We start from the raw sequence: 13,441 nt of genomic DNA on the forward strand, positions 1-13,441 counted from the left end.
AAGGAGCATCACCATGAGCATTCCCGCACTGGGTCTCGGCACCTTCCGGCTGACCGGGCAAACCGTCATCGATTCCGTGCGCAACGGCCTCGAAGCGGGCTATCGCGCGATCGATACCGCGCAGATCTACGGCAACGAAGCGGAGGTCGGGCAGGCGATCGAGGCAAGCGGCATCCCGCGCGAAGCGATCTTCGTCACGACGAAGATCTGGACAGAGAACCTGTCGCGCGCGCGCCTGATTCCGAGCCTGAAAGAAAGCCTCGCGAAGCTGCGCACCGAGAGCGTCGACCTGACGCTGATCCACTGGCCGTCGCCGGGCGACGCCGTGCCGGTCGCCGAATTCATGACTGCGCTCGCCGAGGCGAAGGCGCAAGGCCTCACGAAGCAGATCGGCGTGTCGAACTTCACGATCGGCCTGATGCAGCGCGCGATCGACGCGGTCGGAGCGAAGGAGATCGCGACCAACCAGATCGAGTTGAGCCCGTTCCTGCAGAACCGAAAGGTGGCGGCGTTCGCGGCGAGCCATGGGATCCACATCACGTCTTACATGACGCTTGCCTACGGCAACGCGCTCAAGGACCCGGTGATCCAGGCGATCGCGAGCGAGCGCGGCGCCACGCCCGCGCAGGTTGCGCTCGCCTGGGCGATGCAGCTCGGCTACGCGGTGATTCCATCGTCGACGAAGCGCGCGAACCTCGAAAGCAATCTTGCCGCGCGCACGCTGCGTCTTTCCGCCGATGAACTCGCGCGCATCGCCGCGCTGGATCGCGGCGAGCGCCTCACGAGCCCGCAAGGCCTCGCGCCGGTCTGGGACTGAGCCGGGCGAGTGCGGCGGCATTGTCGATGTCGCCTGTGCCCTGATGTGTCCCGCGATTTGCATGAACCGTCCCGAGGGAATAGACGCCAGTCCCGGTTGTTTTCATGAATGGCACGACGTGACGCCGGTTGATCCGGCGCAAGCATCGCTGCCGTGCCGCTCACTGTCGACGTTCATTCGATGAGGAGGGATCATGCCGACACCCCCGGGACCCGGTGTGCGCGAAGAACCCGGTTTTGTCCGCGACCTCGGCGCGATGGAAAGGATTTTGCATTTCTATGCAAGCGAGCACCCGCGGCATTTCTGCGTCGTCGCGGAGATCGAGGGCACGATCGATCCGGCGAAGTGCCGGGCCGCATTCGATGCGGTTCAGGCAGGGCATCCGATGCTGTCGGTATGCGTGCGGGACGACCCGCAGCGCGGCCCCGGCATCTACCGGTGCGATCGGCCGTTGAAGGTCGGGTTCTCATCGGTCGATGAGGAGCCGGACTGGCGGCGCGTGGTGGAACGCGAACTGGCCACGCCCTTTGCGGACAGCGAAGGGCCGCTCATGCGCGCCATGGTCATGTACGGAGCGCATGGCGCCTCGATCGTGCTCACGTCGCATCATGTCCTTTCCGATGGCATGTCGGCGGTATTCATCGTCCAGGATCTGATGGAGGCGCTCGACGGGCGGCCGCTCGTGCGGCTGCCCGAGCTGCCGTCACAGGAGCGACTCGTCGCGGACGTTCTGCTGCCCGGAGGACGAACGATCGATCCGGAAATGCCCGATGGCCTCGACGAGCGCAGATTGCGGACCATCGCCGATGCGCCGCTCTGGCGCCCCTTCGAGGGCGACACGCCGCTCGTGCACACGATCGAATTCGACGCGCCGTTCAGCGCGCGTCTTCGGCGCCGCAGCCGCGAGAACGCGACGACGTTGAATGGCGCGCTGTGCGCGGCGCTCGTTCAGTGCGTCGCGGAGGCGGACCGGGGCCGCGAGACGTGCGCGATTCTGAGCGCAATCAATTGCAGGCCGCTCGTCAGGACAGCGGATCGCGATTGAGGATTGCTGGTGCGCGCGGCCGCGACCACGTATGCACTCCACGAAGCCGGCGACTTCTGGGCACTCGCGCGCCGAACGAATGCAGCCGTTGTGGCGGCCCGTTCGAGCGAAGGCGTGATCCGGAGCTTTGCCGCAATGGAGGCGTGCGTGCCGAAGCGAGGCGACAGCCAGCTTGCGTGCGGCTATTTCGGCGCGTTCCAGTACGACGCGGTGCTGTCCAATCTCGGCGCGCTTCCGATACCGGCACAAGTCGGAGCGCTTCGCCTGAAGGCGGTCTGGGGCACGGCCGTACAGGGACGATTCGTACATGAGCGCGTCTTCGGCGCGGCGAGCTTCGATGGGCGCCTGCGCATCGTTCAAACGAGTCCGAAGGTCATGCTATCCATTCTCGAACCGTTGCGGGAAAAGCTCGCGCAGGCATGCGAGTGATCACGTCGCGTGCGTGCGCGAGCGAACGCGACGGTTACTGCCCGAAGAAGATCCCGCACTGGGGCGCCGTGCAGGTCGACTGCCGGGGACCCTGTGCGGCATCGCTTCGAGTGGCAGGCATGCCGCCGTAGGAGGAATCGTCCACCGATGCGGCCCGCGCGGTATCGACCGTCTGCGCGGAGGCCGGATGAATGCTCTGTATCGGCCGCATGGTCTGCACGAGTTGCTGCGCTTCGGCGGGCATCTGTGCCTGCGCCGCGCCCGCGATCGTGAATAGTCCGGCGGCAATGGCCGTCGCGATGTGTCTCGCTTTCATGCTCAACTCCTTCAGCGTGTACATGGTAGGCAGGCGGGAACGTGCGTCTCCGGCTTCCCGCCGCGGTGGCGGCGTCTCGTACATTGTTGCGCACGGGAGCGCAGGCCCGATCCTTAAGTTATAGCCGTTGTGATTGCGCGGACAACCCTCATCACGAGCGTTGCCGTTCGGGGGGGAACGCCGCACAGCGCGTGAGTGCCTCGCAGAATGGCTTCAATGCGCGCACGGCGTCGCAGCGCTCGCGCTTTCCTTCTCCAATCCGTTGTCCGGCGTACAAAAGTGGGGTTACGCCGCGCAGGTCTTTCCTCTACATTGATTTCCTGGCGCACCGGAAGGGAGAACACATAATGGATGCTATGCCGATTGAGTACCGGGGGTGGGGACTGACGCCGATCGTCACACGCGCAACGGATTTTTTCTCAGCGACCTTGCTGGTCGAAAAGCCCAACGGCGTGCGCCGGGCAATCGGACCGCTCGGCCGGTTCCAGTCGCCGGATGCGGCGGCTTCGTTCGCGATCGAGTTCGGCAAGGCCTCGGTGGACGGCCGTCCGGTGCCGAGCCCGAACTGCGAAACGGAGTAAGCGCTCCACGCGCGCATGCCTTGCCGGATGCGCGCACACGATGGCGTTCCGTACTTTGCACGCGAGCCCATCACAAGGCGCGGCGGACATCGCCGCGCCCTATGCAGGAAAATAGGCGGGACATACCCCGGCATCTTCTTCAGGCGACGGTCGAAACAGCCGTCGCCGCGCGCGAAACGCATATTCCAGAGTACGGAACAACCGGATGACGCGGGTTGACGCCACGCCTGTGCATGCCGTCTAATCCGGCGAGGCGCTGGGGTACGGAGCGCCGCCTATCCGGAGCGTCTCATGACTCGGTTGCCGCCGCCCGCCTTGGCGTCCGCCACGACCCGGGCGGCGGAGGCTTCACCGCCTGCCGTACACACGGAGAGCGCGACGCCGCGCAAGCGCACCGGCGCGAGCGCGGGGCCGACGGTCATGCCGCTCGCCCGCGCGCTTTCGATCCTGTCCGCGTTCACTCCGCAGGAGCCCTGGCTCGGCAATCAGGAGATCGCGCTCGAGACCGGCATTCCCGCGCCGACGGTGTCCCGCATGCTGCGCTCGCTCGTCGCGCTCGGCTATCTGCGCCATGCGCCCGAGCGCCGCAAGTACCGGCTCGCCGCCACGGTCCTGTCACTGGGATACGCGGCAATCGCGCATTCCAGCGTTCAGCGTCTCGCGCGGCTGGAGATGCAGGCGTTCGCCGACAAAAACGAAACCTATGTGGTCCTCGCGTCGAGGGACCGGTTGGACCTGATCGTTCTCGAGACGTGCGCGAGCCGCGAGGCGTCGATCGATCTCAAGCTTGCCGTCGGCACGCGGCTCGGGATCGCTTCGTCTCCGATGGGCTGGGCCCTGCTCGCCGCCCTGCCGGAACTGGAGCGGTTCTACCTGCTCGGCAACGTGGAGCGAAAGGCGGGGCGCGACTGGCCGCATCTGCGCCGGCGTATGAGCGAAGGCATTTCGCAGGTGCACGAAACAGGCTTTTGCATGTCCCTCGGCGAATGGGAGCCTGAACTCGCGATCGTCGCCGCGCCGCTGACGATTCCGGATCACACGCCGTTCGTTCTCGCCTGCATTGGCAGGAGCGCCCGCATGGGGCGCGCGCGCGTGCAGCGCGAGCTGGGGCCACGGCTCGTGGCCGCCGCGCTCGCGCTTCAGGAGCAGGCTCTCTTCGACGAATGACGAACATGGCAACCCCCGACATGAACGACGCCGTCAGCGTGACGATGACCGTCGAGCGCGGCCTCGACGTGCTGCGCGCGTTTCGCGCCGAGCGTGCGCCGCTCTCGAACGCGGAACTCGTTCGGAGGACAGGTCTCTCGAAGGCGACGGTTTCGCGCCTGACGAGCACGCTGATCCGCATCGGCTTTCTGCGGCGCGTCGCGGGCGGACGGCAGTTCGAACTCGCGACCGGCGCACTGAGCATCGGCCATGCGTTCCTCGAAGCCAGCCCGGTCATGCGCACGGCGCATCCGTTCATGCAGAAGGTCGCGGACAAGCTCGACCTTTCCGTTGCGCTCGCGGTCGCGGATCATCTCGACATGCTCTACATCGGCTACCGGACGAGCGCGAAGATCGCCACGCTGCGTCTCGGCATCGGCTCGCTGCTGCCGATGGGCACGACGTCGGTCGGCCGCGCGTATCTGTATGGGCTCGCCCCGGTGGCCCGGCGCACCTTCATCACCGCGATCAAGGAAGCTGCGGGACCGAATGCGAGGGCGGTCCAGAAGGGCATCGACGCCGCCTTCGACGACCTGAGGGAAACCGGCGTGTGCATGTCCGTTGGCGAATACCAGCGCAACGCCTACGGCATCGCGCTGCCGATCGAAGTGGGGCGCTCGCGCACGCTGATGACGCTCAGTTGCGGCGCGGTCGAGCTGGAACTGGATAGCGCCGCGATCCGCAAGCGCGTCGTGCCGGAACTGAAGGCTGCGGCGGTGCAGCTTACGGCGTTGCTGGCCGATATCGAGGGCGAGCCCTGACGCGCAATCGGCGGGCCGCATGCGAGCGGAGAAACCAGAACGGCCGGAGCGGCATGACGCCGCCCGGCCGTTTTCCTTGCGCAGCCCGGGTTGCGGGGCGCGCGGCGATCAACAGTCGGCCATGATGTCGACGTCACGTGTTTCGCGGAAGAAGAGCACGAGCACGATCAGCGAAACGACAGTCCATGCGAGCGGATACCAGAGGCCCGAATAGATATTTCCGGTCTGCGCCGAGATCGCGAACACGAAGGTCGGCAGCAGCCCGCCGACCCAGCCGGTCGCGAGGTTGTACGGCACGGACATCGACGTATAGCGGATACGCGTCGGGAACATTTCGACGAGCGCCGGGCCGATCGTCATCACGGTGAGTATCGAGGACGCGAAGAAGACCACCATCAGCAGAAAGACCATCGGCGTGTTGAACGTCTCCGGATCGCTTCGTGCGGGATAGCCGTTCGCGCCCAGCACTTCGCGCAGCTCTTTGGCGAAGAGCGTGGCGCGCGCCTTTGCGTCCGCGTCCGACAGCGTGCCCGCATCGAATGCGGCAAGCTTGCTCTCGCCCACGCGGATCGTGGCGCCGGGCGCCGGTCCCGCGTTCGTCTCGCGCGATGCGACGAGGCTGTAGCTCACGCCCGCCGATGCCAGCGCCTGCTTGGCCGTGTCGCACGGCGACGTGAAGCGCCGCGTGCCGAGCGGATTGAACATCAGCGAGCAGCCGGAGAGGTCCGTCTCGACCGTGACCGGCGCGTTCGCCTGCGCCACCGACAGCGCCGGATTGGCGAAATGCGCGAAGCCGCGAAACACGGGGAACACCAGCACGGCCGTCAGCACGAAGCCGATCAAGAGCGCCGGCTTGCGCCCGATGCGGTCGCACAGCCAGCCCGACAGCGGAAACACCGGCAGGCAGACGGCGGTCGCGAAGAGCACGACGGTGTTGACCGTCTTCGGGTCGACCTTGAGCGTCTGCGTGAGGAAGAACGTCGGGTAGAGCGCGGCCATGTAGTACATCGACGTCATGCCCGCGCACAGCGCGAACGCGACGGCGAGCCGGCGAAAGTTCGCCGCGTCGAGAAACGTCTCCCGGATCGGCGACTTCGAGAGCCGCTTGTCGCGCCGCAGTTTGCGGAACGCGGGCGATTCCTCCATGCGCAGGCGCATCGCGAGGGAAATCGCGAGCATCACCAGCGAGGCGATGAAGGGCAGCCGCCAGCCCCAGGCGTCGAACGCGTCGCCGGATACCTGGCGTGCCGCGAGGATCACGAGGAACGAGAGCAGCAGGCCCGCGGTCGTCGCGGCGGTGGTCCACGACATGTTCAGCCCGCGCCGGCGTCCCGGCGAATATTCGGCGACGTAGGTCAGCGCCCCGGTGTATTCGCCGCCTGCCGCGAGGCCTTGCAGGATGCGCAGCATGATGAGCACGATCGGCGCGGCGATGCCGATGCTCGCATACGTCGGCAGGCAGCCGACGCCGACGGTTGCCACGCCCATCATGCAGATCGTCACGACGAATGTGCGCTTGCGGCCGATCATGTCGCCGATGCGCCCGAAGATCAGCGCGCCGAGCGGGCGCATCATGAAGCCCACGGCGAACGTGAGCAGCGCAAAGATGAAGGCCGTCGCGGGATCGACGCCCGAAAAGAACTTCGCGGCGAGCACGGTCGCGAGCGACCCGTACAGCGCGAATTCATACCACTCGAAGGCGGTGCCGATCGACGCCGCCCAGATCGCGCGCGACATCGGCGCGGCTACTTCCTCAGCGGCATCCATCGTGGTTTCGAGGCCTGCGGGATTGCTCATGGTTGTCTCCGGATTCATGACGGGCGCTTCTGCGGCGCCGTGATAGGTCGGGTATGCGTGCCATTGGCGGCACGCGTGCACTTCGATGCATCGTTGCGGCGGGGCACGGGCTCCGTTCGCATGTCACAACTCGCTGACGAGTGCGGGAACCGCATCGAACAGGTGCGCGCGGCTGCCGTCCGGCTTCATGCTTGCCGTCACGCTGAAGCCGGTCACCCGTTCGGCCGGGACGAGAATCTTCATTGCTTCATCTCCTTTGCTGTTGCCGAATGCGTGCGATGTCACGCGCTTTCGAAGATCGCGGCCATGCCCTGGCCGCCGCCGATGCACATCGCTTCCAGCCCGTAGCGCGCACCGCGGCGGCGCAGTTCGTGCAGCAGCGTGGCGAGCATGCGCACGCCGGTCGCGCCGATCGGGTGTCCGAGCGAGATGCCCGAGCCGTTCACGTTGAGCCGTTCGGGATCGTTCCATTGCCAGCCCTTCAGTACGGCGAGCACCTGCGCGGCGAATGCTTCGTTGAGTTCGACGAGATCGATGCGATCGAACGTGAAGCCGGTGCGCGCGAAGAGGCGCTCGACGGCCGGCACGGGACCGATGCCCATGCGCGACGGCTCGCACCCCGCCGCCGCCCAGCCGGCCAGATAGCCGAGCGGGGCGAGCTCGAGTTCATCGAGCTTGTCTTCCGCGACGATCAGGCAGGCCGCCGCCGCGTCGTTCTGCTGGCTCGCGTTGCCCGCCGTGACGGTGCCGTCGTTCATGAGCGGCTTGAGCTTCGCGAGCGTATCGACGGTCGTGCCGGCGCGAATGCCTTCGTCGCGTGTGAACACGAGCGGCTCGCCCTTTTTCTGCGGCACGGCAAGCGGCACCACTTCGTCGTCGAACCTGCCGCCTTCCCACGCGGCGGCCGCGCGCTGGTGGCTGCGCGCGGCGTAGGCGTCGGCCTCGGCGCGCGTGATGCCGTAGTCGCGCGCGAGATGCTCGGCCGTCTCCACCATGCCCGAGATGTAGCCGAAGCGCGCCTCGGGCTGCGATCGTTCGCGCCCGCGCTCCAGCCGGTCGTGAAAGCGCACCGAGCCCGATCGCTTGCCCCAGCGCATGTCGGTCGAGTAGTACTCGATGTTGCTCATGCTCTCTACGCCGCCCGCCAGCACGACGTCGGCGGCGCCGCTCTGGACCATCATCGCGGCCGTCACGACCGATTGCAGCCCGCTTCCGCAGCGGCGGTCGATCTGCAGGCCCGGCACGCTGACCGGCAGCCCCGCGTGGAGCGCTGCCCAGCGTCCGATGCACGGCGTCTCGCTATTGGCATAGGATTGCGCGAACACGACGTCGTCGATGCGGCCCGGGTCGATGCGCGTGCGCGCGAGCACGGCTTCGATGACGGCAGTCGTCAGCGTCTCGACAGGAACATCGCGCAGGCTGCCCCCGAAGGTGCCGACGGCGGTGCGCACGGGCGCCACGATGGCGGCTCGTCTCATGAAATCTCCTTGTGGGTCTGTCGGAGTGCGGCGCCTTCGGCCGCACGTGCGAGGTCGTCGCGGTCGTCCGGATGGGCGATCGCAAGCAGGGCTTCGATGCGTTTCGATACGGTGAGGCCGCGCAGATCGGCCGCGCCGTATTCGGTCACGACGATCGCGGTGTCGCTGCGCGGCGTGCTGACCGGGCCGTCGATGCGCGCGACGATGCGGCTCTTCGTGCCCGCGCGCGAGGGCAGCACCACGATCGGCAACCCGCCGCGCGAGCGCCGCGCGCCGCGCATGAAATCGAGCGCGCCGCCGACCGCGCCCAGATAGCGGCCGCCCGCGCTTTCGGCATTGATCTGGCCCGTCAGATCGACTTCGATCGCTGCATTGATCGCGACGAACTGGTCGATCTGCGCGAGCACGGCCGGGTCGTGCGTGTAGCCGGTCGCGCGAAACGCGATCGAGGCATTGCGATGCGCGAAGCGATGAATGACGGAGGACCCCATCATCGTTCCGGCGATCGTCACGCCACGATCGATCGTCTTGCGCGCGTTGGTGACCACGCCGCGCTGCATCAGGTCCGCGACCGTGTCGCCGATCGCGCCGCTATGGATGCCGAGATCGCGATGCACGGCGAGGCCCGCGAGCACGGTCTCGGGCAGCGCGCCGATGCCGCACTGGATCGTCGCGCCATCGTCGAGCAGTGCCGCGACGTGGCCCGCGATCGCACGCTCGACCGGTCCCGCTTTCGTGCGCGGCGCATCGGGCAATGGCCGCGACGTCTCGACGATCACGTCGAAATCGTCTGCATCGAGCGGACGCGCACCGTATGTCCAGGGAGCCTGATCGTTGACTTCCGCGATCACCACGCGCGCCGTATCGACGAGCGGCACGAGGTATTCGTGACTGACCGAGAGGCTGTAGCGCCCGTGTTCGTCGGGCGGGGCGACTTGAAGGAAGAGGACATCGACACGCGCCGGTCCGTCTGCGAGCGCGTGTTCGAGCGCCGAGTAGTGCAGCGGCAGGATGTCGAGCACACCCGCCTCCGACAGATGACGGTTGTTCGCCGTGCCGCAGTAGGAGCGGAAATCGACGGCGTCCGCGAACGCAGGCTGCAACGTGTCGGTCCAGGTCGCGCCGGCGAACACCGCGAAGCGTTGGCCGATTGCATGGCGCTGCGCCATCAGTGCGCGCGTGAGCGTCACCGGTTCGGCGGCGCACTGGCCCCATGCGACCGTGTCGCCCGGGCGGACCCACTGCGCCGCGTCGAACGCGTCGGCGTGCACGCGGCGCGTCATGATGCGCCGCCTCGTGTCGCGCCCGGCCGGGTCGTCGTGTCTGCGCTCATGCAAGGTCTCCTGTGATGCACGGCGTGGGCTTCTCCTTTCGCCGGCCCATTCACAATGATGTCGATGCGTCTCTCGCGTCAACGCAGGCATCCGAAACATTCCGTACATCGAAAACGGGCGCGTCCGGGCGCCATGCGGCGTATGCGTGATACCGCCGACGTAGCGCTGCATGAAGCGCATATGACAGCTTCCGAAGTACGGAACGCGCACGGATGGCGCATTGACTTGACCATGCGTACCACTCACGATGAAAAACAGCAGGCAGCCGTATCGTGTGGATCGCCTGGCGAGGATCGCGAAGGCAGGGAAGCGCCGCTATCGCGGCGTCTCGTCTGATCGATCGAAAGAATTTCTCTTCACGTGGAATGTCGATGAGTGACTACCTGAGCAATGCATGGCAACCGACGCCCGACGATATCGCCTCGTCGAACGTGAACGCGTTGATGGAGCGGCTGGGCGTCGGGAGCTACGATGCGCTGCTGGCCGTGTCGAACGCGCAGCCGGAGGTGTACTGGCAAGCCGTGCTCGATTTCTGCGGCGTGGTCTGGGACACCGGCTATCGCACCTATCTGGATACGCAGGCGGGGTCCGAGTTTCCGAAGTGGTTCGTGGGCGGACGGCTCAACTGGGTGAAGTCGGTGCTCCAGTGGGCGGGCGATCCCGAACTCGCGCAGCATGACGCGGTCGTGGCCGAACGCGAGGACGGCACGATCGTGCGCGTCACCTTCGCGGACCTCGCGACGCGCGTGGCCGCATTCGCGACGGGCCTGAAGGCGCAGGGCATCCAGCGCGGCGACCGGGTGGGCCTCCTGATGGAAAACGGCATCGAGGCAACGGTCACGCTGCTCGCCATCGCGTGGAGCGGCGCAATCGTAGTGCCGCTTTTCAGCGGCTTCGGCGTCGATGCGATCGTCTCGCGGCTCTCGTCGTGCTCGGCGCGCGCGCTCGTCGCGACCACGGGGTTCCATCGCCGCGGCAAACGGGTCGACACGCGCAAGCTCGTCGACGAAGCGCTCACCCGCGTGCCAGCCGTCGAAACCGTCATCTGGAAGCACGCGAACGAGCCGATCGATTTCCACGCACGCGTGCTCGACTGGCAGACGCTCGCCCGCACGCGGCCCGAGGGCGAGCCCGAATCGATGTCGCCGGACGATCCGTTCATGGTGATCTACACGTCGGGCACCACGGGCAAGCCGAAGGGCGCGGTCCACACGCACGGCGGCTTTCCGCTCAAGATCGCGCACGACGCGGCCGTGCATTTCGACGTGCGCCGCGGCGACGTGTTCTGCTGGCCCGCCGACATGGGCTGGATCGCGGGCTCGCTTGTCATGTCGAGCGCGCTCATGCGCGGCGCGACGCTGGTGTGCTACGACGGCGCGCCGGATTTTCCGGACTGGTCGCGCATGTCGCGCCTGATCGAGCGGCATCGCATCACGCATTTCGGCTCGGCGCCGACGCTGATCCGCGGCCTCGCGGCGAACGCCGCGCTCGCGGCGCAGGGCGACGTGTCGAGCGTGCGCCTGCTGATCACGGCGGGCGAGGGCATCGACCCCGAGCATTTCAGCTGGTTTCAGAAGGCGTTCGGCGGCGGCCGCCGCCCGGTGATCAACTACACCGGCGGCACCGAAGTCTCGGGCGCGCTGCTGTCGAGCGTGGTCGTCAGGCCGATCAGCCCGGGCGGCTTCAACACGGCGTCGCCGTCGGTGGCCGTGGATGTCGTCGACGTGCATGGCGAGACGGTGCTCGGCAGCGTCGGCGAACTGGCCATTCGCAGGCCATTCGTCGGCATGACGCATTCGTTCTGGCAGGACGACGAGCGATACCTCGATTCGTACTGGCGCACGATTCCCGGCATGTGGGTGCACGGCGACCTGGCGCTGCGCCGCGAGGACGGCACGTATTTCCTGCTCGGGCGCTCCGACGACACGATCAAGCTCGCCGGCAAGCGCGTGGGGCCGGCGGAGATCGAAGAAGTGCTGCTCGAACTGCCCGCGATAGCGGAAGCTGCCGCGATCGGCGTGGACGATCCGGTGAAGGGGCAAAAGCTCGTGGTGTTTCTGGTTCCCGCGCCCGGGTGGCGCGGCGAGGCGGACGAGCTACAGCGCGCGGTGTGCGCTCACATCGACGTGCGGCTCGGCCGGCCGTTCAGGCCGGGCGTCGTCCACGCCGTCACGCAACTGCCGAAAACGCGCAGCTCGAAAATCATGCGGCGCGTGATTCGCAGCGTCTACAGCGGCCTGCCCGCGGGCGACCTGTCGGCGCTCGACAACCCGGCCGCGCTCGACGAGATCCGCCTTGCCGCGGCGCGGTGAGTGCCGCACACGCATACGGTCACGCACAGGCTTGAGGAGCCGGACATGGAACTGAATCTGAAGGGCACGACCGTGCTGATCACGGGGGCGTCGCAGGGCATCGGCGAAGGGCTCGCGATGGCGTTCGCGCAAGAGGGCTGCAACCTGAGGCTCGTCGCGCGCTCGGAGGAGAGGCTTGCCGCGATCGCGCGGCGCGCGGCCGGCGAATCGGGCGTGGAGGCGAAGCTGCTCGCCATCGACATGACCGCGCCCGGCGCCGTCGCGCGCGTCGCGGAGTTCGGCTCGGACATCGACGTGCTCGTGAACAACGCGGGCAATATCCCCGGCGGCGACCTGTGGGACGTGGACGAAGCGCAGTGGCGCGCGGGCTGGGAACTGAAGGTGTTCGGCTACATCAATCTCACGCGCGCGATCTATCCGGTGATGGCCGCGCGCGGCGGCGGCGTGATTTTGAACAACATCGGCAACGGCGGCGAGAACTTCGACTTCAACTATATCGCGGGCACGACGGGCAACGCGGCGCTGATGGCGTTCACGCGCGCGCTCGGCGGCCGCAGCCTCGCGGACGACGGCGTGCGGGTCGCCGGCGTGAATCCCGGGCCGGTGGACACCGAGCGCATCGGCAAGGTGCTGAAAAGCCATGCGGCGGGACTGCTCGGCGACGCGTCGCGCTACACCGAACTGCTCGCGCGCTACCCGCTCGGCCGCGCGGCCACGGTGGACGAGATCGCGGGACTGTTCGTCTATCTCGCGTCGGAGCGCTCGGCGTATACGTCCGGCACGATTTTCACCGTGGACGGCGGCATCACGTCGCGTCGCTCGGTCAGCTGATTCCCATCAGGAGAGCACATGTCAGAGCAAAGGAACGCACCCGATCCCGCGGTGTACGCGAACTACACGAGCCTCGCGTTCGACCGGCCCGCGCCTCGCGTGCTGCGCATCACGCTGAACCGGCCCGACAAGCTCAACTCGCTCGATGCGCGCGGCCACGACGAGATTGCACGGGTCTGGCGCGACGTCGACGCGGACGCGTCCGTGAGCGCGGTGCTGCTGCGCGGCGCGGGCCGCGCGTTCTCGGCGGGCGGCGACTTCGGGATGGTCGAGGAGATGATCGAATCGTTCGATGCACGCAGCCGCGTGTGGCGCGAGGCCAAGGACCTCGTCTACAACATCGTCAACTGCTCGAAGCCGATCGTCTCGGCCATTCACGGCTCGGCGGTGGGCGCGGGGCTGGTGGCCGCCCTGCTTGCCGACGTGTCGGTGGCGGCGCGCACGGCGCGGCTCGTCGACGGGCACACGCGCCTGGGCGTCGCGGCGGGCGATCACGCGGCCATCGTGTGGCCGCTCCTGTGCGGCATGGCGAAG

At 67.4% G+C, this 13,441-nt stretch carries 13 protein-coding genes; 9 read left to right on the forward strand and 4 right to left on the reverse strand.

Features of this window, described 5'->3' with window-relative positions:
• Nucleotides 1-13: 13 nt before the first annotated feature.
• The 3 genes from dkgB (at nucleotide 14) to BG61_RS33340 (ending at nucleotide 2,291) form a co-directional block, all read left to right on the forward strand.
• Entirely contained in the window at nucleotides 14-817 is an 804-nt protein-coding gene (dkgB, locus tag BG61_RS33330) for a 2,5-didehydrogluconate reductase DkgB (RefSeq protein ID WP_035928782.1), read from the forward strand.
• A gap of 193 nt (nucleotides 818-1,010) precedes the next feature.
• Nucleotides 1,011-1,862, forward strand: coding sequence for a condensation domain-containing protein (locus tag BG61_RS33335; RefSeq protein ID WP_129572096.1), 852 nt, complete (start codon nucleotides 1,011-1,013; stop codon nucleotides 1,860-1,862).
• A gap of 9 nt (nucleotides 1,863-1,871) precedes the next feature.
• A complete protein-coding gene (locus BG61_RS33340) occupies nucleotides 1,872-2,291 on the forward strand; it encodes a hypothetical protein (RefSeq protein ID WP_152565260.1) in 420 nt (139 codons plus the stop codon).
• 34 nt (nucleotides 2,292-2,325) lie between these two features.
• Here BG61_RS33340 and BG61_RS33345 read toward each other — a convergent pair whose 3' ends face one another.
• Nucleotides 2,326-2,607, reverse strand: a complete 282-nt coding sequence (locus BG61_RS33345) for a hypothetical protein (RefSeq protein ID WP_035928960.1) — start codon at nucleotides 2,605-2,607, stop codon at nucleotides 2,326-2,328.
• Nucleotides 2,608-2,954: 347 nt separating this feature from the next.
• On the opposite strand from BG61_RS33345, the gene BG61_RS33350 reads away from it, so the two are divergent.
• From BG61_RS33350 to BG61_RS33360, 3 genes are all read left to right on the forward strand, one after another.
• Complete coding sequence (locus BG61_RS33350) at nucleotides 2,955-3,188, forward strand: hypothetical protein (RefSeq protein ID WP_035928775.1); 234 nt, start codon at nucleotides 2,955-2,957, stop codon at nucleotides 3,186-3,188.
• A gap of 291 nt (nucleotides 3,189-3,479) precedes the next feature.
• Nucleotides 3,480-4,355, forward strand: coding sequence for an IclR family transcriptional regulator (locus BG61_RS33355; RefSeq protein WP_035928773.1), 876 nt, complete (start codon nucleotides 3,480-3,482; stop codon nucleotides 4,353-4,355).
• Nucleotides 4,356-4,360: 5 nt separating this feature from the next.
• Nucleotides 4,361-5,155: an IclR family transcriptional regulator gene (locus BG61_RS33360; RefSeq protein WP_129572094.1), complete on the forward strand. Its 795-nt coding sequence runs from the start codon at nucleotides 4,361-4,363 to the stop codon at nucleotides 5,153-5,155.
• A gap of 108 nt (nucleotides 5,156-5,263) precedes the next feature.
• Here BG61_RS33360 and BG61_RS33365 read toward each other — a convergent pair whose 3' ends face one another.
• The 3 genes from BG61_RS33365 to BG61_RS33375 all read right to left on the reverse strand — a co-directional run bounded on the left by BG61_RS33365 (nucleotide 5,264) and on the right by BG61_RS33375 (nucleotide 9,767).
• Nucleotides 5,264-6,952 carry an MFS transporter gene (locus BG61_RS33365; protein ID WP_232256060.1) on the reverse strand — a complete coding sequence of 563 codons (1,689 nt, stop codon included), beginning with the start codon at nucleotides 6,950-6,952 and terminating at the stop codon, nucleotides 5,264-5,266.
• A 281-nt stretch (nucleotides 6,953-7,233) separates the two neighbouring features.
• Nucleotides 7,234-8,430, reverse strand: coding sequence for an acetyl-CoA C-acetyltransferase (locus BG61_RS33370; protein ID WP_035928769.1), 1,197 nt, complete (start codon nucleotides 8,428-8,430; stop codon nucleotides 7,234-7,236).
• The gene (locus BG61_RS33375) at nucleotides 8,427-9,767 is read right to left on the reverse strand and encodes an acetyl-CoA hydrolase/transferase family protein (protein WP_306434157.1); all 1,341 of its coding nucleotides are present in this window, start codon (nucleotides 9,765-9,767) and stop codon (nucleotides 8,427-8,429) included. The genes BG61_RS33370 and BG61_RS33375 overlap by 4 nt, the downstream gene beginning before the upstream one ends.
• Nucleotides 9,768-10,135: 368 nt before the next feature.
• On the opposite strand from BG61_RS33375, the gene BG61_RS33380 reads away from it, so the two are divergent.
• From BG61_RS33380 to BG61_RS33390, 3 genes are all read left to right on the forward strand, one after another.
• Nucleotides 10,136-12,076, forward strand: a complete 1,941-nt coding sequence (locus BG61_RS33380; protein WP_035928951.1) for an AMP-binding protein — start codon at nucleotides 10,136-10,138, stop codon at nucleotides 12,074-12,076.
• Nucleotides 12,077-12,121: 45 nt separating this feature from the next.
• Complete coding sequence (locus BG61_RS33385; protein WP_035928943.1) at nucleotides 12,122-12,907, forward strand: SDR family oxidoreductase; 786 nt, start codon at nucleotides 12,122-12,124, stop codon at nucleotides 12,905-12,907.
• An 18-nt stretch (nucleotides 12,908-12,925) separates the two neighbouring features.
• A partial coding sequence (locus tag BG61_RS33390) for an enoyl-CoA hydratase-related protein (protein ID WP_035942647.1) occupies nucleotides 12,926-13,441 on the forward strand: 516 nt, incomplete at its 3' end.

Source organism: Caballeronia glathei, from assembly GCF_000698595.1.
GTDB classification, from domain to species: Bacteria; Pseudomonadota; Gammaproteobacteria; order Burkholderiales; family Burkholderiaceae; genus Caballeronia; species Caballeronia glathei.

Coding starts and splice junctions, on each gene's coding strand:
- dkgB (WP_035928782.1), top strand. CDS start 14: ATGAGCATTCCCGCACTGGGTCTCGGCACCTTCCGGCTGACCGGGCAA.
- BG61_RS33335 (WP_129572096.1), top strand. CDS start 1,011: ATGCCGACACCCCCGGGACCCGGTGTGCGCGAAGAACCCGGTTTTGTC.
- BG61_RS33345 (WP_035928960.1), bottom strand. CDS start 2,607: ATGAAAGCGAGACACATCGCGACGGCCATTGCCGCCGGACTATTCACG.
- BG61_RS33350 (WP_035928775.1), top strand. CDS start 2,955: ATGGATGCTATGCCGATTGAGTACCGGGGGTGGGGACTGACGCCGATC.
- BG61_RS33355 (WP_035928773.1), top strand. CDS start 3,480: ATGACTCGGTTGCCGCCGCCCGCCTTGGCGTCCGCCACGACCCGGGCG.
- BG61_RS33360 (WP_129572094.1), top strand. CDS start 4,361: ATGGCAACCCCCGACATGAACGACGCCGTCAGCGTGACGATGACCGTC.
- BG61_RS33365 (WP_232256060.1), bottom strand. CDS start 6,952: ATGAGCAATCCCGCAGGCCTCGAAACCACGATGGATGCCGCTGAGGAA.
- BG61_RS33370 (WP_035928769.1), bottom strand. CDS start 8,430: ATGAGACGAGCCGCCATCGTGGCGCCCGTGCGCACCGCCGTCGGCACC.
- BG61_RS33380 (WP_035928951.1), top strand. CDS start 10,136: ATGAGTGACTACCTGAGCAATGCATGGCAACCGACGCCCGACGATATC.
- BG61_RS33385 (WP_035928943.1), top strand. CDS start 12,122: ATGGAACTGAATCTGAAGGGCACGACCGTGCTGATCACGGGGGCGTCG.